The sequence below is a fragment of the Microbacterium sp. genome (assembly GCF_047605725.1).
Classification (GTDB): domain Bacteria; phylum Actinomycetota; class Actinomycetes; order Actinomycetales; family Microbacteriaceae; genus Microbacterium.
This window is the reverse complement of the sequence record NZ_JASGFE010000014.1, coordinates 1-19,436: the sequence shown is the minus strand read 5'-3', so window position 1 is coordinate 19,436 and position 19,436 is coordinate 1. Positions and strand designations below refer to the sequence as shown.

The 19,436-nt window shown below is 73.0% G+C and carries 18 protein-coding genes, 1 pseudogene and 1 riboswitch; of the genes and pseudogenes, 8 read left to right on the top strand and 11 right to left on the bottom strand.

The window, feature by feature from the left end; translation table 11 throughout:
• Positions 1-26: 26 nt before the first annotated feature.
• From gcvH to QM641_RS04680, 3 genes are all read right to left on the bottom strand, one after another.
• Positions 27-419, bottom strand: coding sequence for a glycine cleavage system protein GcvH (gcvH, locus tag QM641_RS04690; RefSeq protein WP_415113950.1), 393 nt, complete (start codon positions 417-419; stop codon positions 27-29).
• On the bottom strand, positions 416-1,540 hold the full coding sequence (gene gcvT / locus QM641_RS04685) for a glycine cleavage system aminomethyltransferase GcvT (RefSeq protein ID WP_415113949.1): 1,125 nt from the start codon (positions 1,538-1,540) through the stop codon (positions 416-418). Before gcvT ends, gcvH begins: the two co-directional genes overlap by 4 nt.
• Positions 1,541-1,691: 151 nt before the next feature.
• Positions 1,692-1,786, bottom strand: a riboswitch (glycine riboswitch).
• Between the two features lie 63 nt (positions 1,787-1,849).
• Positions 1,850-3,022 (bottom strand): MarP family serine protease, encoded by a 1,173-nt coding sequence (locus QM641_RS04680; RefSeq protein ID WP_415113947.1) that lies wholly within the window; start codon positions 3,020-3,022, stop codon positions 1,850-1,852.
• A 284-nt stretch (positions 3,023-3,306) separates the two neighbouring features.
• Between QM641_RS04680 and QM641_RS04675 the strand changes: the two genes are divergently transcribed.
• Genes QM641_RS04675 through QM641_RS04650 form a run of 6 tightly spaced genes read left to right on the top strand, consistent with a single transcriptional unit; the run spans position 3,307 to position 9,868 of the window.
• A complete protein-coding gene (locus QM641_RS04675) occupies positions 3,307-3,981 on the top strand; it encodes an NUDIX hydrolase (protein ID WP_415113945.1) in 675 nt (224 codons plus the stop codon).
• Positions 3,982-3,992: 11 nt separating this feature from the next.
• Positions 3,993-5,321, top strand: coding sequence for a quinolinate synthase NadA (gene nadA, locus QM641_RS04670; protein WP_415113943.1), 1,329 nt, complete (start codon positions 3,993-3,995; stop codon positions 5,319-5,321).
• Positions 5,318-6,964 (top strand): L-aspartate oxidase, encoded by a 1,647-nt coding sequence (gene nadB / locus QM641_RS04665; protein ID WP_415113941.1) that lies wholly within the window; start codon positions 5,318-5,320, stop codon positions 6,962-6,964. The genes nadA and nadB overlap by 4 nt, the downstream gene beginning before the upstream one ends.
• Positions 6,964-7,803, top strand: coding sequence for a carboxylating nicotinate-nucleotide diphosphorylase (gene nadC / locus QM641_RS04660; protein WP_415113940.1), 840 nt, complete (start codon positions 6,964-6,966; stop codon positions 7,801-7,803). Before nadB ends, nadC begins: the two co-directional genes overlap by 1 nt.
• A complete protein-coding gene (locus QM641_RS04655) occupies positions 7,800-8,927 on the top strand; it encodes a cysteine desulfurase family protein (protein ID WP_415113939.1) in 1,128 nt (375 codons plus the stop codon). The genes nadC and QM641_RS04655 overlap by 4 nt, the downstream gene beginning before the upstream one ends.
• Positions 8,924-9,868, top strand: coding sequence for a glycosyltransferase family 2 protein (locus QM641_RS04650; RefSeq protein WP_415113938.1), 945 nt, complete (start codon positions 8,924-8,926; stop codon positions 9,866-9,868). Before QM641_RS04655 ends, QM641_RS04650 begins: the two co-directional genes overlap by 4 nt.
• Positions 9,869-9,990: 122 nt before the next feature.
• On the opposite strand, the gene QM641_RS04645 is transcribed toward QM641_RS04650, so the two are convergent.
• Together QM641_RS04645 and QM641_RS04640 are read right to left on the bottom strand one after the other, a co-directional pair.
• Positions 9,991-11,007, bottom strand: a complete 1,017-nt coding sequence (locus QM641_RS04645; protein ID WP_415113936.1) for a zinc-dependent alcohol dehydrogenase family protein — start codon at positions 11,005-11,007, stop codon at positions 9,991-9,993.
• Between the two features lie 178 nt (positions 11,008-11,185).
• Complete coding sequence (locus tag QM641_RS04640; RefSeq protein ID WP_415113934.1) at positions 11,186-13,051, bottom strand: ABC transporter ATP-binding protein; 1,866 nt, start codon at positions 13,049-13,051, stop codon at positions 11,186-11,188.
• A gap of 289 nt (positions 13,052-13,340) precedes the next feature.
• On the opposite strand from QM641_RS04640, the gene QM641_RS04635 reads away from it, so the two are divergent.
• Positions 13,341-14,786 (top strand): MDR family MFS transporter, encoded by a 1,446-nt coding sequence (locus tag QM641_RS04635; RefSeq protein WP_415113932.1) that lies wholly within the window; start codon positions 13,341-13,343, stop codon positions 14,784-14,786.
• Positions 14,787-14,808: 22 nt separating this feature from the next.
• Here the strand turns inward: QM641_RS04635 and QM641_RS04630 are convergent, their stop codons facing one another.
• Positions 14,809-14,955 (bottom strand): hypothetical protein, encoded by a 147-nt coding sequence (locus QM641_RS04630; RefSeq protein WP_415113930.1) that lies wholly within the window; start codon positions 14,953-14,955, stop codon positions 14,809-14,811.
• 71 nt (positions 14,956-15,026) lie between these two features.
• Between QM641_RS04630 and QM641_RS04625 the strand changes: the two genes are divergently transcribed.
• Complete coding sequence (locus QM641_RS04625; RefSeq protein WP_415113928.1) at positions 15,027-15,515, top strand: DUF6328 family protein; 489 nt, start codon at positions 15,027-15,029, stop codon at positions 15,513-15,515.
• Between the two features lie 13 nt (positions 15,516-15,528).
• On the opposite strand, the gene QM641_RS04620 is transcribed toward QM641_RS04625, so the two are convergent.
• From QM641_RS04620 to QM641_RS04600, 5 genes and pseudogenes are all read right to left on the bottom strand, one after another.
• Positions 15,529-16,167, bottom strand: coding sequence for a DUF1345 domain-containing protein (locus QM641_RS04620; RefSeq protein WP_415113926.1), 639 nt, complete (start codon positions 16,165-16,167; stop codon positions 15,529-15,531).
• A gap of 81 nt (positions 16,168-16,248) precedes the next feature.
• Positions 16,249-16,968 (bottom strand): DUF1684 domain-containing protein, encoded by a 720-nt coding sequence (locus QM641_RS04615; protein WP_415113925.1) that lies wholly within the window; start codon positions 16,966-16,968, stop codon positions 16,249-16,251.
• Positions 16,965-18,098 (bottom strand): LLM class flavin-dependent oxidoreductase, encoded by a 1,134-nt coding sequence (locus QM641_RS04610; RefSeq protein ID WP_415113923.1) that lies wholly within the window; start codon positions 18,096-18,098, stop codon positions 16,965-16,967. Before QM641_RS04610 ends, QM641_RS04615 begins: the two co-directional genes overlap by 4 nt.
• Positions 18,095-19,129 (bottom strand): LLM class flavin-dependent oxidoreductase, encoded by a 1,035-nt coding sequence (locus QM641_RS04605; protein WP_415113921.1) that lies wholly within the window; start codon positions 19,127-19,129, stop codon positions 18,095-18,097. The genes QM641_RS04610 and QM641_RS04605 overlap by 4 nt, the downstream gene beginning before the upstream one ends.
• Before the next feature lie 15 nt (positions 19,130-19,144).
• Positions 19,145-19,436: pseudogene (locus tag QM641_RS04600) on the bottom strand (ABC transporter ATP-binding protein); the annotation flags it as partial.

Sequence of the window (19,436 nt, the reverse complement as noted above, 5' to 3'; positions counted from 1 at the left end):
CGCGGCGAACGCGCCGTCCCGGCCGGTCACCCTTTGCCGCCGGTGAGCGCGGCGTACGCGGCCCGGTCGAGCAGCCCCTCGACCGCCGCCGGGTCGTCGACCCGCAGGCGCAGGAGCCACCCTTCCGCGAACGGCGCGCCGCTGATGTATGAGGGGTCCTCGACAGCCTCCTCGTTGACCTCCACGACGGTGCCCGACAGCGGCGCGTAGATCTCGCCGACCGACTTGGTCGACTCGATCTCGGCGCACACGTCGCCGGCCGCGACCGCCGTGCCGGGATCGGGCAGCTCGGCGAACACGATGTCGCCCAGGTTCGCGACGGCGAAGTCGGTGACCCCGATCGTGGCGATGCCGCTCGCGGTGTCGAAGGCGATCCACTCGTGCTCGGCGGTGTACCTCAGGCTATTCAGGTCGGTCATGTCGTCCTCCGGTAGAAAGGCAGGCTGGTCACGGTCACCGGGACGCCGGTGCCCCGCACGTCGATGGTCAGCTCGGTGCCCGGCGCGCTGAATCCGGGCCGCACATACGCCATGGCGATCGGATGCCCGAGGGTCGGGCTCAGCGCCCCGCTCGTGACCGCCCCGACGCGCTCGTCGCCGTGCTGCACGCCGTAGCCGGCGCGACCGGCACGGCGGCCCGTGCCGGTGAGCCCCACGAGCACCGGCGCGCCGGGCGGGGCCCCCGCGTCGATCGCCGACTTGCCGGCATAGGCCTCCTTCTCGACGGCGACCACGCGGGCAAGTCCGGCCTGAGCGGGGGTCACCTCGAGCGACAGCTCGTGCCCGTACAGCGGCATCCCCGCCTCCAGGCGCAGTGTGTCGCGGGCCGCGAGCCCGGCGGGAACGAGCCCGTGCGGCTCCCCCGCGTTCAGCAGCGCGTCCCACAAGGCGCCGGCCGCGGCCACCGGCACGAGCAGCTCGAAGCCGTCCTCGCCGGTGTAGCCGGTCCGTGCGATCAGGACCGGAGAGCCCGCGAAGACGGCATCCGTCGCCGCGTAGTACGACAGAGCCGCGAGGGGCGCGCCCAGGCCGGTGAGCCCCGACACGGCCGCGAGCACGTCGACCGCGCGCGGTCCCTGCACCGCGACGAGCGCGACGTCGTCGCTCACGTCGGCGACCTCGACGTCCCAGCCCTCGGCGCGCTCCTGCAGCGCCTGCCGGACCGGCGCGCGGTTGCCCGCGTTGGCGATCACGAGGAAGCGCTCCGGAGCGAGCCGGTAGACGATCACGTCATCGACGATGCCGGCGGACTCCGCGAGCACGAGGCTGTACCGCGCCCGGTGCACGCGCAGCGCCGTGAAGCGGCCGGCCAGCGCCGCGTCGAGGAAGCCTCCCGCGACGTCGCCGGTCACGACGAACTCCGCCATGTGCGAGATGTCGAACAGGCCCGCTGCGGTGCGCACGGCGTGGTGCTCGGCCAGGTCGGAGGTGTAGCGCACCGGCATGAGCCATCCGCCGAAGTCGGTGAACGAGGCCCCTCGCGCCTGATGCTGCGCGTGCAGCGGCGAGCGGCGCGGCGGCGCGGATCCGGTGTCTGACATGAGCTCTCCCGTCATCGTGCGGGCGGATGCCGGGGATCCGGCATCCGAGGAACTCCCCCTCTGTCATGGACCTGAGAGCTTCGCCGGGCCGAGGACCCGGCTTTCACCGTCGGCGGATCCCCCGGGGCGGGGGATCGCTTTTCAGAGTGGCCGGACGCGCGCGGTACGCGGACCTGAGAGATTGGCGGGGAGGCTTGCTCCTTCGGTGTCCGGTGCAGTGCGCCGGAGCTCTCCCGCGCGGGTCGTCGGCCGAGTCTTCAGTTGCCCTGTCAGCATAGCGGGCCGCCGCCGACGCGCGCGTGTCGCGGGTCACGACACGCAGGCACCCGACGAGACGGTCGGACCCGCGCTCGACACGCCCGCCAGGGCCGGGGAGAGCTCGGCGGGGGTCATCGCGTAGCCGAGCTCGTCGTCTCCCTCGCCGCGGGCGAAGACCACGCCGGCCACCTCTCCCGAACCGGTCAGCAACGGGCCGCCGGAGTTTCCGGGGCGCACGTCGGCCTGCAGGGCGTAGATCTCCCGCAGCGCCGTCGAGTCGTCGTAGATGTCGGGCACCGCGGCGGTCCCGACCGACAGGACGTGCGCCGACGTGGAGGTGAACGGTCCGCCGTACGGATAGCCCTGCACCACGGCCGAGGCGCCAGCCGTCAGCGTCGATGCGATCGTGAGGGGCGTGGCATCCAGTCCGTCGACCGCGATGACGGCGAGGTCGTCGACCGGATCGAGGTAGACCAGCCGGCCCTCGCGGGCCGGCTGTCCCGGCAGCTGCACGAGGGGGGTGTCGACACCCGCCACGACGTGCGCGTTGGTGACGACGAGATCCTCGTCCACGACGAAGCCCGAACCGCTCGACGAGGTGCCGCACGCCGAAGCCGTGCCGAAGATGCGGGGTACCGATGCCGCGGCCGCCTCCAGCTGCGGATCGTCCAGGGCGACCGGCTCGTCCAGCGTCGGAGTGCCCGGGCTCAGCAGATCGGCCAGCCGTGGCAGCCCGTCGTCCACGAGCAGTCCGCGCAGCTCTGCGACCGCGACGTCGATCGGCTCGGGGGTGACGGAGTCGATCACAGCGAGCACGCGCGAGGACGCGATCGCCGACGCGATCGCCGGCGGCGCGGTCAGGGTCAGCACCGGCGCGACGATCACGATGCCCAGCGCCGCGACCACGAGGCCCGCCACCCCGCCGAGGAAGCGCTCCAGGCCCCGCAGGCGCATCCGGTCCGCACCGCCCCGGAGCGCCTTCCCGATCGCACGGCCCAGCGCCGCGCCGAGGACGAGGAGGCAGACCGCCGTGACCAGCGAGACGATTCCGCGAAGTCCCGCCGCCGGAACCCACAGGTTCACCAGCGGCACGAGGCCCGATGCGGCGAGGCCTCCGGCGATCAGGCCCAGCAGGGTGCCGAGGCTCGCGAACAGACCCCAGGCCACGCCGCCGCACACCGCGATGACGAGGATCACCACGGTGAGCACATCCACGACCACCATGCGCCCCTCTTCTCCTCGCCCGCGGCTCCCGGTCCGCGCCGAGCGTAGGCGAGCCGGCTGGGAGTTGTGCATCCAGGCCCCGGGAAACCGCACGGAGCGTCCCGCTTACAGGGCGAACCGACCCCTGCGGCGCCCGCCAGGGCTGCGAGCCCCGTTCTGCCCTGTAAGCGGGACACAAGTCGGCCTCGCCGCGCGCCGACGGTACGCGGTCGAGGCCTGCGCCGACCTAGTTGCACTTCAAGTCGCAGTGACTATAAGATAGGGCTCGAGGACATAGGGTCACCATGACACGAACCAGCGCGGAGCACCCGAGGGTCGCCGTCTCGACGGTGATCTTCAGCCTGCGCGCGGGCGACGAGCGGCCCGCCGTCGTGCTGCCGCTCGTGCGCCGGACGCGCGACCCGCACGAGGGCCTGTGGGCGCTGCCCGGCGGATGGCTCGGTGAGTCTGAGAACCTCGAGGCCGCCGCGTCGCGCACCCTCGCCGAGACCACCGGCCTCGCGCCCAGCTACCTGGAGCAGCTCTACGCGTTCGGCGACGTCGACCGCTCCCCCACCCGCGTCGTCTCGATCGTGTACTGGGCGCTCGTGCGCGAGGACGTCTCCGGCCGACTCGCTCCCGAGAACGTCGCCTGGTTCGATGCCGCGAGCCTGCCGCGGCTCGCGTTCGACCACAACCAGATCGTCGAGTACGCGCTGTGGCGCCTGCGCAACAAGGTCGGCTACAGCCGTATCGCGCACGGGCTGCTCCCGGCCGAGTTCACGCTCGCGGAGCTCCGCGAGGTGTACGAGGCGATCCTCGGCCGCCGTCTCGACCCGGCGAACTTCCGCCGGCAGGTGGACAGCTCGGGCACTCTCATCCCGACCACGCGCTTCCGCACCGGAAACCACCGCCCGGCCCGTCTCTACCACTACAACCAGGATGTCGAGCTGGCCGAGCGCGGCCCGCTCCACCGATGAAGGAGACCGTCATGACCCGACTGACTCTTCTGCCCCGCCCCGCCGGTCCCGTCGACCCGAGCGTCGACCACGAGCTGCAGGCGATCGTCGCAGGCGACTCGACGACCGAGACCTGCACGACCGACCTCGCCGCCGGTCCCTGGAACTTCGACACCCGGCCCGGCTACGGCCCCGGCTCATCGATGGGCGACGTGATCCCCGTCGGTGCCCCGCGCCAGGGCGAGCTTCCGCGCGAGTACCGCGAGGCCTCGGAGGACGAGCTCGATAGCCGCATCCGCGCAGCCAAGGCCGCCCTCGGCGACCGCGTGGTGGTGCTCGGCCACTTCTACCAGCGCGAGGAGGTCGTCACCCACGCCGACTACGTGGGCGACTCGTTCCAGCTCGCGAACGCCGCCAAGGCCCACCCCGAGGCCGAGGCGATCGTCTTCTGCGGCGTGCACTTCATGGCGGAGACGGCCGACCTCCTCTCCGGGCCGGATCAGGCCGTGATCCTCCCGAACCTCGCGGCGGGCTGCTCGATGGCCGATATGGCCGACATCGACCAGGTCGAGGAGTGCTGGGAGCAGCTGGAGGAGGTCTACGGCGACCTCGACACGCCGGACGCCGACGGCCTCGTGCCGGTCGTGCCGGTGACCTACATGAACTCCTCCGCCGCGATCAAGGGCTTCGTCGGCCGCCACGGCGGCATCGTCTGCACCTCCTCGAACGCGCAGACCGTGCTCGAGTGGGCGTTCGCGCGCGGCCGCCGGGTGCTCTTCTTCCCCGACCAGCACCTGGGCCGCAACACCGCCAAGGCGATGGGCGTTCCGCTCGAGCGGATGCCGATGTGGAACCCCCTCCGGCCGCTCGGCGGCAACGACGCTGAGGCGCTCACGGACGCCCAGGTGATCCTCTGGCACGGGTTCTGCTCTGTGCACCGCCGCTTCACGGTCGACCAGATCTCCCAGGCCCGCGCCGCACGCCCCGGCGTGCGCGTGATCGTGCATCCGGAGTGCCCGATGGAGGTGGTCGACGCCGCGGACGAGTCCGGATCGACGGACCACATCCGCCGGGCCATTGAGGGCGCGACGGAGCCGACGGCCTTCGCGATCGGCACCGAGATCAACCTCGTGCGGCGCCTGGCCGCGCAGCATCCGCAGCACGAGATCACCTGCCTCGACCCGGTGGTCTGCCCCTGCTCGACGATGTACCGCATCCACCCCGGCTACCTCGCCTGGGTGCTCGAGGAGCTCGTCGCCGGACGGGTGCCGAACCGCATCCGGGTCTCCGACGACGTCGCCGAGCCCGCCCGCATCGCCCTCGAGCGGATGCTCGCGGCCACGCCGAAGGCCGTCGGATGAGCACCCGCGTGCTGGTGGCGGGGAGCGGCATCGCCGGGATCATGGCGGCCCTCCACGCGCACGAGGCCGGCTGCCGGGTGGCCCTCGTCACGAAGGACGTGCTCGAGCACGCCAACACCCGGTTCGCGCAGGGCGGGATCGCCGCGGTCACCTCCGCCGATGACAGCGTCGATGACCACGTCCGAGACACGATGGTCGCCGGTGCAGGGCTCTGCGACCCGGCCGCCGTCCGACTGCTCGCGACCGAGGGGCCGGCGCTCGTCCGGGAGCTGGTCGGGCTCGGTGTCGCCTTCGATCGCGACGAGGACGGCGCCTTCCGCACGGGGCTGGAGGCCGCGCACTCCCATCCGCGCATCCTGCACGCCGGGGGAGATGCGACCGGCAGCGTGATCGAGCGCGCGCTCGTGGAGCGGGTGCGGGAGAGCGGGATCGCCGTGATCGAGCACGCCTTCCTCGCAGACCTCGTGGTGGAGGAGGGGCGCGTCGTCGGGGCCGACCTCCTCGTCGGCAAGCCTTCGACGGGCTCAGGGACCGGGTTCGGGCATCGGGAGCGGATCGACGCGGATGCCGTGGTGCTCGCCACCGGCGGGGCCGGGCAGCTCTACGCGCACACCACCAACCCCCCGGTCGCGACAGGGGACGGGATCGCCGCCGCGCTGCGCGCCGGCGCGTCCGTGCAGGACCTGGAGTTCTTCCAGTTCCACCCCACGATCGTCGCGGCCGGCGCGCCGTTCCTCGTCTCCGAGGCCGTGCGGGGCGAGGGCGCGACGCTGATCGACGAGCACGGGGGGCGGTTCGTCCTCGACGCGCATCCGGACGGCGAGCTCGCGCCCCGCGACGTCGTCGCCCGCGCCATCGCCGACCGGATGGCGGCCCAGGACGGCCGCCCGGTGTACCTCGACGCCACCGGCATCCGCCCGACCGAGGCGGAGCGCCGGGCGTTCCTCGCCGCGCGTTTCCCCACGATCGACGCCGCCCTGCGCGAGCGCGGCATCGACTGGGCGACCGAGCCGGTGCCGGTCACGCCCGCCGCGCACTACCTGATGGGCGGCATCGTCACCGATCTCGACGGCCGCACGACCATGCCCGGGCTCTACGCGGCCGGCGAGGCCGCCTGCACCGGGGTGCACGGAGCGAACCGGCTGGCGAGCAACTCGCTGCTGGAGGGCGCTGTCTTCGGCGCCAGGGTCGGCGACGCCGTGGCGGCGGATGCCGGGCTCTGGCCGGTCGCGACGGCATCCTCTCCGGTGTTTGGGGCGCGTTCCGGCCAGAATCCGGGGTGTGGCGCGCCCCGAACACGGGAGTCCGCCCCGAACCCGCAGAGATGCGCCCCGACCCGCGGTGTCGGGTTCCGGCGGGAGGCGCTGCAGGAGTTGATGTGGCGGGATGCCGGGCTCGTCCGCGACGAGGACGGGCTGCGCCGCGCCGCCGCGACGATCGCCGCCTGGCGCGCGCAGCGGCGGAGCCCGATCACGGTGCGGGAATGGGAGGACGAGAACCTCCTCCTCGTGGCCGCGCACCTCGTGGAGGCCGCCCTCGCCCGCACCGGGTCGGTCGGCGCGCATCACCGCCGCGACGATCCCGGCTCGCACCGGGACCGCTCGCGCGACGACGATCGCGCCGCCCTGAAGGGAGCCGCCTGATGCTCACAGACGCCCGCATCGACCGCATCGTCGCCGCCGCGCTCGAGGAGGACGCCCCGTGGGGCGACGTCACCGGCATGCACCTCATCCCGGCGGAGGCGACGGCCGAGGCCGACCTCGTCGCCCGGGAGCCAGGGGTCTTCAGCGGCGGCACGGTGTTCGCCGCCGCCTTCCGCCTGACCGACCCGGCCATCGAGGTCGACGTGCACGTGAGCGAGGGCGACGCGTTCGCCGCCGGCGACGTGCTCGCCTCGGTGTCGGGGAACGCCCGCGGCATCCTCGCCGCCGAACGGGTCGGCCTGAACCTCGTGCAGCGGCTGAGCGGCATCAGCACGCTCACCGCCGCCTTCGTCGCGGCGGTGGAGGGCACCGGCGCGCGCATCGCCGACACCCGCAAGACCACGCCGGGCCTGCGGATGCTGGAGCGTCACGCCGTGCGGGCCGGCGGCGGCACCAACCACCGCTTCTCGCTCTCGGACGCCGTGATGGTCAAGGACAACCATGTCGGCATCCTGTCCGCGCACGGCATCGACCTCCCTGCGGCGTTCGCCGAGGCCCGCCTTCCGCATACGATGCACGTCGTGATCGAGGTGGACAGGATCGACCAGATCGAGGCGGCGCTGGAGGCCGGGGCGCACACCGTGCTGCTGGACAACTTCCCCCTCGACGGCCTGCGCGCCGCGGTCGCCCTCATCGGCGACCGGGCGAGGACGGAGGCCTCCGGCGGGGTGACCCTGGAGACCGTGGGCGAGATCGCCCGCACCGGCGTCGACGTGATCTCCGTGGGGGCGCTCACCCACTCCGCCCGCGCGCTCGACCTCGGCCTGGATCTGCGGTGAGCACCCTCTACCTCGACAACGCCGCCACCTCGCCCGTGCGCCCCGAGGTGCGGGAGGCGATGCTGCCGTTCCTCGGCGAGACGTTCGGCAACCCGTCCAGTCACCACGCCGTCGGGGAGGCCGCGGCATCCGCGCTCGACGACGCCCGCGCCCGCGTGGCGCAGGTGCTGGGGATGCGGCGGGGCGACGTGGTGTTCTGCTCCGGCGGCACGGAGGCGAACAACCTCGCGGTGAAGGGGATCGTGCTGGGCTCGGACGGCCGGCGCCTGGTCACGACCGCGATCGAGCACGAGTCAATCCTGGGCTCCGCCGACTACCTGGCGCGCCGGCACGGGGTCGAGGTGGTGCATGCACCGGTCGACGCGAACGGGGTGCTCTCCCCCTCCACCCTGCGCGAGGCGCTCGCGGAGGGGGCGGCCCTGGTGTCGTTCGGGCACGGCAACAACGAGGTCGGCACGGTGCAGGACGTCGCCGCGCTCGTCGCTGTCGCCCGAGACGCCGGGGTGCCCGTGCACGTCGACGCCGTGCAGTCGGCGGGCTGGCTGCCGCTGCACGGCCTCGGAGCGGATGCGGTGACCCTCTCGGGGCACAAGCTCGGCGCACCGAAGGGCATCGGGGTCGCCGGGATCCGCGGGCGGATCCCCGTCGAGCCGCTGGTCCACGGCGGCGGTCAGGAGCGCGGCCGCCGCAGCGGAACGGAGAACGTCGCCGCCGCGGTCGGGTTCGCCCGCGCGCTGGAGCTCGCCGAGGCGGAGCGCGCGGAGGCGTCGGCCCGGGTGGCGGCGTTCCGGGACGCGTTCGTCGCCGGCGTCCTCTCCCTGGTGCCCTCGGCACGGCTCACCGGGCACCCGACCAGGCGCCTCCCCTCGGTGGCGGGATTCACGTTCGCCGGCGTCAACGGCGAGACGGTGCTGCTGGAGCTGGAGAGACGCGGGGTCGTGGGCTCCAGCGGAGCGGCGTGCGCGGCGGGGAGCGACGAGCCCTCGCACGTGCTCCTGGCCCTCGGCATCCCTCCTGAGGTCGCACGGACCTCGGTGCGCATCACATTCCCCCATCGGCATATGCCGGTGTCCGCCGCGGAGCTCGCCGCTCTCGTGGCCGATTCGGTGGCGGCGGTCGCATGAGCGCCCTCGTGACGATGATCGTGCCTGGCCGTGACGTCGCCGCGTTCGCACCGCAGGCGATCGCGTCGCTGCAGGCGCAGACCGAGCCGCGGTGGCGGGCGGTGCTGATCGACGACGGCTCGGTGGACGGCACCGGCGACCTCTTCGTCCGCGCCGCCGCGGAGGACGGGCGGTTCGAGGTGCTGCGGCATCCGCGCTCGATCGGGCTGGGCGCGGCCCGCAACGTCGGCCTCGACCGGGTGGGCACCGAGTTCCTCGGCTTCCTCGACGCCGACGACGAGCTCGCGCCCACCGCGCTCGAGCGCCTTCTCAGCATCCTGCGGGAGACCGGCAGCGACTTCGCCGCCGGCGCCTACGGGCGGCTCCGCCTCGGCGCCGGCGGGTACGTGCGAGGACGCGTGCAGCCCTGGGTGTCCGCAGCGACCTCGCCGGAGCGCCGGCGGGCGACGATCGCCGAGCATCCGGACGCCTCGGGGAACATCGTCGCCTGGTCGAAGATCTGCCGCACCGGGTTCTGGGAGCGCGAGGGGTTCCGCTTCCCCGAGGGCGTCGCCTACGAGGACCAGGTGCTCGCGCAGCGGATGTACACCAGGGCGGCGGCGTTCGACACGATCCCGGATGCGGTGGTCGGATGGCGCGTGCGCGCCGATGGCGGCTCGATCACCCAGTCGAAGGCGCAGCGCGTCGTGATGCACGACTACCTGCGGGCGCTGCGCGGCGGCATCGAGGTGCTCCGCGAGGCGCGGGCGACCGCCGCCGTGCGCTCCCGCGTGCGGCTGATCCTCTCGATGGACCTCCCCTCGCTCGCGGAGATCGCGCGGACCCACCCCGACCCCGGCTACGCCGCCGACCTCGGGGAGTTCACCGCCGAGCTGCGCGCCCTGCCCGAGGCGGCCGGCGTCGAGGCGGACCCGTCCTTCTTCCCCGCCCTGGCCTGGTAGACGCCCTCCCTGCATCCGGATCTAGGACGAATGCACGTTCTTCGGACGACGCCGCCGCACGCATCCGAGAAACCGGCGACGGTCCGAAGAACGGATGCCGAGGGCGACAGCGACGGAACGAGCTACGGGATGAGGAGCGCCTTGATCGCGCGCCGCTCGTCCATCGCGGCGTACCCCTCGGCCACCTCGGACAGCGGGAGGGTGAGGTCGAACACCCGGCCGGGGTCGATGCGGCCGTCGAGCACGCGCGCGAGCAGGTCGTCGAGGTAGGCGCGCACCGGCGCGATGCCGCCGCGGATGCCGACGTTGCGCCGGAACATGAGGTCCTGCGGGATCTCGGCGATGTGCGGCACCCCGACCCAGCCGACCGTCCCGCCGGGGCGCGTCGCCCGCAGCGCCTGGACGACGGACTCCTCCGTGCCGACGCACTCCAGCACGGCATCCGCGCCGATCCCGCCGGTGAGCTCCTGCACGCGCGCGATACCCTCGTCGCCGCGCTCGGCGACGACGTCCGTCGCGCCGAACGACCGCGCGATCTCCTGCCGGTCGGCATGCCGGCTCATGGCGATCACCCGCTCCGCGCCGAGCTCGGACGCCGCGAGCACCCCGGAGAGACCGACCGCCCCGTCCCCGACGACCACCACCGTCGAGCCGGGCGCCACTCCGGCGCTCACCGCGGCGTGCCAGCCCGTGCACATCACATCGGACAGCGCGAGGATGCCGGGGACGAGCGCGTCGTCCGGGCGCCCGGGCACCCTCACGAGCGTGCCGTCGGCCTGCGGGATGCGGATCAGCTCCGCCTGGCATCCGTCGTAGATCCCGCCGTTCAGGCAGTTCGCCTGCATGCCCTTCGCGCACACCGGGCAGGTGTTGTCCGAGGGGGAGAACCCGCCGACGACGAAATCGCCTGGGGCCACGGTCGTCACGTCCGCGCCGACCTCCTCGACGATCCCGACGTACTCGTGCCCGATCGGCACCGGGCGGGACACCGGCGAGACGCCCCGGTACCGCCAGAGATCCGACCCGCACACGCAGGTGGCGACGGTGCGCACGATCGCATCCGTCGGCTTCCGGATCACCGGATCCGCCCGCTCCTCGTACCGCACATCCCCCGCACCGTGGATCACCGCTCCGTGCACCGTCGTGCTCCTTCCGTCCGTCCTCTCGACGTTATCCCCTCGGCATCCGATTCTCGGACGGATGCCCGTTCTTCGGATGCCGGCGCCTCTTCCGCCCGAGAAAACGGCGTCCGCCCGAAGATCGGATGCGGCATCCGCGGCTGACGGGCCACGCGCGGTGCGAAGCCGTGCGCGCCCACTACTGCGCGCGGCGGGCGGAGGCGAGCTGCTCGGCCGCGAGCCGGGAGTACAGCCCGCCCGCGGCGAGGAGCTGAGCGTGCGTCCCCGACTCGACGATCCGCCCGCCGTCGACGACGTGGATCTCGTCCGCGCCGGCCACGGTCGACAGCCGGTGCGCGATCGACAGCGTCGTCCGCCCGCGCGCCGCCGCGTCCAGCGCCTCCTGCACGACCCGCTCCGACACGGTGTCCAGGGCGCTGGTCGCCTCGTCCAGAAGCAGGACGGGCGGATCCTTCAGCAGCACCCTGGCGATCGCGATGCGCTGCTTCTCCCCGCCGGAGAGACGGTAGCCGCGCTCCCCCACGATCGTGTCGTAGCCGCGCTCGAAGCCCGCGATCACGTGGTGGACGTTCGCCGCCCGGCAGGCCGCCTCGAGCTCATCGTCCGTGGCGTCCGGCTTCGCATAGCGGAGGTTGTCGCGGATCGACGCGTGGAAGAGGTAGGTCTCCTGCGACACGATCCCGATCTCGTCGATGATCGACTCGCGCGTCAGCGTGCGCACGTCGGCCCCGGCGAACAGCACGCTCCCCTCCGATGCCTCGTACAGCCGCGAGGCCAGGTACAGCACGGTGGTCTTCCCCGCGCCGGACGGCCCGACGAACGCGACGTGCCGCCCCGGCTCGGCGACGAACGACACCCCCTGCAGCGTGGGACGGGAGTCCGCCGCGGCATCCGGATAGCGGAACACGACGTCCTGGAACTCGATCCGCCCGCGCGGGCCCGGCGCCTCGGCGGCGGAGACGGCATCTGGGGCGTCGCGGATGGCCGGCTCCAGGTCGAGGTACTCGAAGATGCGCGCGAACAGCGCCCGCGACGTCTGCACGTCCAGCGCCACCCGCATGAGGCCCACCAGCGGCATGAGCAGCCGCGCCTGCACGGTCGTGAACGCGACGACGGTCCCCGCGGTCATCCCTCCCGTGCCCCCCGCGATGAGCAGGCCGGCGACGAGGTAGATCACGGCCGGGACGCTCGCCATCAGCACCTGCACGAGCGCGAGGAAGCCCTGCCCGCTCATGGCCCTGCGCACCTGCAGACGCACCTGGTTGCCGTTCTCGCGCTGGAACCGCTCCGACTCGGTGCGCTGTCTGTTGAACGACTTCGACAGCAGGATCCCCGACACGCTCAGGGTCTCCTGCGTGATCGCGGTGAGCTCGGAGAGCGACTCCTGCGTCTCCGCGGCGATGCGCGCCCTCACCTGCCCGACCCGCCGCTGCACGAGCACGAGGAAGGGCATCAGCACGACGGCGATCAGCGTCAGGCGGACGTCGATGAGGATCATCGCGACCAGGGACGCGGCGACCGTGACGGTGTTGCCGAGGATGCTGGACACGGTGTTCGTGAGGACCCCGGCCACCCCGCCGACGTCGTTCTGCAGCCGCGACTGGATCTCCCCGGTGCGCGTGCGGGTGAAGAAGGCGAGCTCCATCGCCTGCAGGTGCTCGAACAGCCGCACCCTCAGATCGCCCGTGACGCTGTTGCCGACCGTCGCGGTGAGCCAGGTCTGCACGAGCCCGACCGCCGCGGAGAGGAGGAACAGTGCGACCATCCCCGCGACCAGCCACGCCAGCAGGCCGATCCGCGGCGCGCCGCCGGGGAAGAGCGCGTCGTCGAAGATCCGCTGCACCAGCAGCGGGGGGACGACCCCGATCGCCGCGCCGAGCACGACCAGCAGCATGGTCCACGCGATCCGGACGCGGTAGGGCCGGAAGAGCGAGACGGTCCGCGGCCACAGGTCGGGGATGCGGGGCGCGGCGGCGTTGCTGCGACGCTGCGCCTCCTCATCGACGCCGCGGAACGCGCCGCGGGCGCCCCCGCCCATGCTCATCTCCTCAGCGTACGACCCCGGGGATCGCGGGTCGTCCGGCGGGCAGACCCTGCTCGTCCGTCCCCTCCGGTCGCCTCGCCGGCGGGAAGCGCCCTCTCGGGACGGATGAGCGGATGCCCTCGGCGCTCATCCGTCCCGTCGCGTCGCCTCCCGCGCCGGAGCCGGCGACCGCGGACGGATGAATGCGGGCCACCGGGAATGCGCCGGCCCCGTCCGGGGTTATTCTGGTGGGCTGCCGTCGCGTCCACGGCATCCGCAATCCCTCTCTCTTCCCGCACCCGGAGGTGCCATGCCTGCTGCCGACACCGGGAGGGCCCCCACCGCGGAGATCTCCCGCGAGCACACGCGCGTCATCTGGGTGCTGCTGGTCGCCGCGTTCGTGGCGATCCTCAACGAGACCACGATGGGGATGGCGATCCCGCACCTCGTCACCGACCTCGGCATCACCCCGCTCGGCGCGCAGTGGGTGACCTCGGCGTTCATGCTCACGATGGCGGTGGTGATCCCGATCACCGGGTTCCTGCTGCGCCGGTTCACGACCCGGCAGGTGTTCCTCACCGCGCTCGTGCTGTTCTCGGCCGGGACGCTCATCGCCGCGCTGGCCCCCGGCTTCGTCGTGCTGATCGTCGCCCGGGTCGTGCAGGCCTCCGGCACCGCGATCATGATGCCGCTGCTGATGACGACGATCATGGACCTCGTCCCGCCGTCCTCGCGCGGGCGGATGATGGGGCGCGTCAGCGTCGTGATCGCCCTCGCCCCGGCGATCGGCCCCACGATGTCCGGCTTTCTCCTGGATCACTTCGGCTGGCGGGCGATCTTCGTGGTCGTGCTGCCGATCGCGCTGATCGCGCTGTTCATCGGATGGCGCTGGCTGACCAACGTCGGCGAGACCACCCGCGCCCCGATCGACCCGCTCTCGATCGTGCTGTCGGCGATCGGCTTCGGCGGCATCGTCTTCGGCCTGAGCCATGTCGGCGAGGGCGGCGGGGCGTCGATCGCGACGCTCGTCATCTCGCTCGTGGGCGGCACGATCGGCCTCGGGCTGTTCCTCTGGCGCCAGGTGGTGCTGCAGCGCGAGGACGACGCGCTGCTGGACCTGCGCGTGTTCACCTTCGGGGGCTTCTCGCTCTCGATGGCCTACCTGTTCGTGCTGTCGCTGGGCTTCTTCGGCGCGATCACGGTCGTGCCCCTGCTCCTGCAGAACGCGCTCGGGCTGCCCGCCGCGGAGGCAGGGCTCACGGTGCTTCCCGGGGCGCTCGCGATGGGGCTCCTCGGCCCGACGATCGGCCGCGTCTACGACGACCGGGGACCGCGTGTGCTGCTCGTGCCCGGGTCGATCATGGCCTCCGCCGTGCTGTGGTTCTACACGACCGTGGGCGTGCACACCTCGATCTGGATCATCCTCATCGCCCAGACGATCCTCTCCGTGGGTCTCGCGATGTCGTTCACGCCCCTGTTCACCGCAGGGCTGGGCTCGCTCACGCCGAAGTTCTACTCCTACGGCAGCGCGGTGCTCGGCACCGTGCAGCAGGTCGCCGGGGCGGCGGGGATCGCGGTGCTGATCGCGGTCATGACCGCGGTGATGGGCACCTTCCCGGATCCCGAGTCGGCGGAGGCGGTCGCCGCGGGGTCGAGGGCGGCGTTCGTGATCGCCGCGGTGGTCGCCTCGGTCACGATCGTCGGAGCGTTCCTCGTCCGCAAGCCCGCGGACGAGGGGATGCCGGCGGCGCACTGAGCCCCGCGGCGGTCCCGACTGCTCAGCCGGCGGAGCAGCATCCGTCCGCCCCGCAGCAGCTCTGCGCGGCGGCGTCGAGGAGTGTCAGCTCCACGGTCTGCGCTCCGGAGGGCGCGGTCTCGACGGGGGTGCTCAGGGTGCTCTCCGCAGGGGTGCTCGCAGCGGCCATCCCGTCATCGTACGCCTCCACACGCCGCCGGGGTCCTGGACATGCCCGGGCCGGGGATCGACACTCGGAGCATGACCACCGCTGACTCCGGCCGGCACGAGACGGTCGAGGAGCGCGCCGACCGCAACTGGGACGAGCTGCTCCAGGAGCTGCGCGTGATGCAGACCGGCGCGCAGATCCTCACCGCGTTCCTGCTCGCAGTCGCGTTCCAGCCGCGCTTCACCGAGCTCGACCCGCTGCAGCTCGCGCTCTACGTGACGCTCGTGGTGCTCGCCGCCGTGGCGACAGTGCTCGCGCTCACCCCGGTGGGCCTGCACCGGATGCTGTTCCACCGCCGCCTCAAGGCCGAGCTCGTCGCGGCGGCCGCGGTGATCCTGAAAGTCGAGCTCGGGGTGATCGGGCTGCTCACGATCGGGGTGACCGCGCTCATCCTCGACTTCGCGCTGGGGAGGACCGCCTCGATCCTCGCTCTCGGGATCGGGATGCCGCTGATCGCCCTGCTGTGGCTGCTCCTCCCCCGCCGCCTGCGCCGGCTCAGCCGAGCCCGGCGATCACGTTGATGCCTGCGCCGGCTCAGCCGAGGCCGGCGATCACGTTGATGATGGTGCCGAGGATCACGGCGCCGAACAGATAGGCGAGCAGGGTCTGCGCGATCACCAGCCGCCGGATGCCGTTGGTGGTCACGTCGGTGTCGGCGACCTGGTAGGTCATCCCGAGGCCGAGGGAGAAGTAGGCGAAGTCGGTGTACTCCGGGTCCTCCTCCTGGTTGAAGTCGATCCCCCCGACCGGGTCCGAGTAGTACATCCGCGCGTAGCGGAGCAGGTAGTCGACCTGGATGAGTCCCCAGGACGCCACGACGCTCAGCACGGCGAGCGCGGCGAGGAGCGTCTCCTCCGCGCCGGTGGCGTCGCGGCTCTGCAGGAGCACCACGCCCACCGCGACGAGGCTGATGAGGCTGCCGGCGACCGACACGATGCGCGCGACGCCCCGCCCCGGGTCCTCCGCGGTGGCATGCGCGCGGGTGGCGGCGGCGTCCATCCGCCGGGCCATCAGCACGATCCACACCACGTTGATCGCGGCGAACGTCGTCCAGCCGGAGAGCACCCCGACGATCGGTCCGGCGGAGAGCCCCGCGGCGACGCCGGCGATGAGACCGGCGCCGATCGAGATCCCGGCGCGGATCCGCGCGTCGGTGCGCCTGGCCGCGGTCATCCTGGAATGCTAGCGCGACGGAGGAGAATGTCCGGATGCCCGTGCCACCGAGCGCCTCCGCCTGGGAGCGGCGCTGACCGGTCAGCCCGCGCGGATCGGGTTCCGCTCGCCGGCGCGGACCGGGATCGCCCACCGGTTGCCGGGGAGCGGCAGCGGGCACACGTACTGGTCGGAGAACGCGCAGGGCGGCAGGTGGGCGCGGTTGAAGTCGACCGTGATCCGGTCGCCGTCCCGCGCCCCGACCTCGAGGAACCGGAACCGGTAGGTCTCGGTGCCGTTGGTCGCGTCGGCGAAGACCGCGGAGAGCCGGTCGCCGGCCGCCGTGACGGTCAGCTCCACCTCCCCCTCCGGGGTGGGGAGCGCGATCGTGCCGGCCAGCCGCGCCCGCGAGACGACGCCGTCCACCGCCGCGACGTCGACCTGCTCGCCCTCCGGGGCAGCACGGAACTCCCCCTCGACGACCCAGGCCGGGTCGTAGGGGTAGGCCTGGATGCCGGTCAGCGTCGCCCGCCGCGGCGAGGCGGGGTCGAGGATGCGCAGCGCGAACGCGCCGTCGCGGAGGAAGGCGCGCAGGCGCCGGCCTCCGATGTCGTGCTCCTCGCCGGGGGCGAGCCGCAGCTCGCCCTCCGGGAGGTCGCCGATCACGACCCCGTCCTCGGCGCGCCAGGCGCCGGGGAGCCCGTCGATCGTCCGCGGCCCGTCGTCGAGCCACTCCGTCAGGTCGAGCGCGGCGGTCCCGTAGGGGGCCGCCACCGTCTTCCAGCGAGCCTCTCGCCAGGTCTCCCATTCGCGTGCGCTCATCGGGTCACCGCCTCCAGTTCCCATCCGTCCACCCGCGCCTCGAGGTCCCCGCGCGCGGCGAGCCATCCCTCCGTGACCAGCGGGACGACCTCCTCGACGAGGATACGGGCACGGGCGACGGTCTCCTCGATGCTCACGTGCGCCGGGTGGATGCCCAGGAGCAGCTCGTCCGAGAGCGTCACGGCCGGGTCGGCGAGCAGGTGCGCGGCGAGCTCGGCTGGCTCGCCCCAGACGATGTTGTCGGCCAGCAGCGCGTCCTGGGGGCTGCGGCCGGGGACGGCGCGGGAGAACTGCGCGGCGTAGTCGTACCAGCGCGCGTTGACCGCCGCGCCCTCCTCCGCGGTGCCTGGCCACACCGAGCGGGACACGACCGCGTAGGGCGAGCGGGTCTGGCCCCAGGTGCGCCGGAACTCGCTGCGGTAGTCCAGGAGCGAGTCGGCCTGCCGCCGCAGCAGCGACTGCCGTCCTTCCGGGGAGTTCTCGAAGGGCGTGTTGCCGAACCGCTCGAGCACCAGGCCGACGCCAGTGCGGGCGGCCCGGCGGATGGTGTCGCGATTCGAGGTCCCGATGTAGATGCGGCCGAGGAGCTCCTGCGCGCGCGGCCAGAGCGAGGAGCGCGAGTCGGGGATCGCCGGCGCCCCCAGCCCCCAGAGGAGCTGATCGACCTTCGCGTCGAACTCCGCCTCGCGCTGCCCCGCCCACCGCTCGAACACGTGGTAGGCGTCGGAGGGCACGCCCTTGCCGAGCCCCAGCTGCAGGCGGCCGCCGCTGAGCAGGTCGAGCACGGCCACCTCCTCGGCATCCCTGATCGGGTCGTCGACCAGCAGCGGCAGCACCGCGGTGCCCAGGTGGATGCGGCTGGTGGCCTGCGCGACGGCGCCCAGGAAGGCGAAGGGGCTCGGCAGCCCCGCCCACCCGGAGTGGAAGTGACGGGTCGCGATCCACGCGCTGTCGTAGCCGAGGTCCTCGAGAGCGCGGATCAGCGCGACGTTGTCGCGCAGGATGCCGGCCGGGTCGTCGTGCTGGTCGAGGTGGGTGATGAAGCCGACGCGCAAGCGCCGGCCGATGCCGGAGCGGTCATGGGGCTCGGCGGTGGAGGGGACGGGGTCCGTCCGGGGCTCTGCGCTCATGGCACGAGGCTCCTTTCCTTGGCGGTGTAGGCGCCGGGCACGGGCGCGTCCGCCTGGAGGGCGGGGAGCTCCTCGGCGAACAGCTCGATGGCCCGCAGCGCCGCCTGGTGCGCGACGCCGGGCCCCTGGAACTGGATCGCGGTGACCTCGGTGCCGCCGAACTGCTCGGTCCACGCGCGGATCCGGTCGGCGACCTCGGGGGCCGTGCCGATCGCGAAGCTCAGCTGGTCGGCGAGCTCGTCGAACTGCTGGCTGTCCGGCCCCCCGCGCCAGTCCAGGCGCAGGTAGACCTTGGCGTACTCGCGGAGGAACTCCACGGCGTCCCGCCGGGCCTCGTCCCGGGTGCGGCCGACGAGCCCGCTGCGCAGGTGCACGACCTCGCCCGCGTCGCCGGTGACCTCGCGGTACTCCCGGTTGAAGCGCAGGCGCTCGTCCAGCGGCAGAGGGCGGGGGATCATCAGCCGGTAGCCGTGTGCGGCGGCGAGCTCGGTGGAGTAGCGGCTGGCCGCCACCCAGAGCAGGTCCTTCGCGCTGCGACGGGCCGGCGGGGCGATCCGCACGCCCTGCACGCGGTAGTAGCGGCCGACGAAGTCGATCTCCTCCTCGTCCGCGGCCTGCCGCAGGATCTCGAAGATCTCCCTCGCCCGGTCGGAGGCCGACGCACGGTCGATCCCGAAGGCCTCGTCGAGGCGCTCGTCCCCGATCCCCGTGCCGATGCCGAGGTCGAGCCTGCCTCCGGAGAGCTCGTCGAGGAGGAACGCCGACTCAGCGAGCTTGACGGGGTTGTAGAACGGCGCGCAGACGATCGAGGTGCCCAGGCGGATCCGCTCGGTCCGCCCGGCGAGGTAGCCCAGGAACAGCAGCGGGTCGGGGACCTCCCCCCGCCAGTGCAGGTGGTGCTCGGTGATCCACACGCCGCTGTAGCCGAGCCGGTCGCCGAGCACCACCTGCTCCTCGATGTCGCGGTAGAGCCCGCCCGGCGTCTGTCCGGGCGAGGTGTCTCCGTAGTAGAAGAGGTCGATGCGGGGCACGATGCTCCTTCGGTGTCAGTGCGGAAGCGACGGGATCGAGGCGATCAGCTCGCGCGTGTACGGATGCTGCGGCGCCCCCAGCACGGCGCCGACCTCGCCCTGCTCGACGACCCGGCCGTCCTTCATCACCAGCACGCGATCGGCGATGTGCTGGACCACGCCGAGGTCGTGCGAGATGAACACGATCGCGACGCCGGTGTCGGCGCGCAGGTGCTCGAGCAGGTCGAGCACCTGCGCCTGCACCGTGACGTCGAGCGCGGAGACCGCCTCGTCGCAGACGAGGACGTCCGGGGCGGTGGCCAGCGCC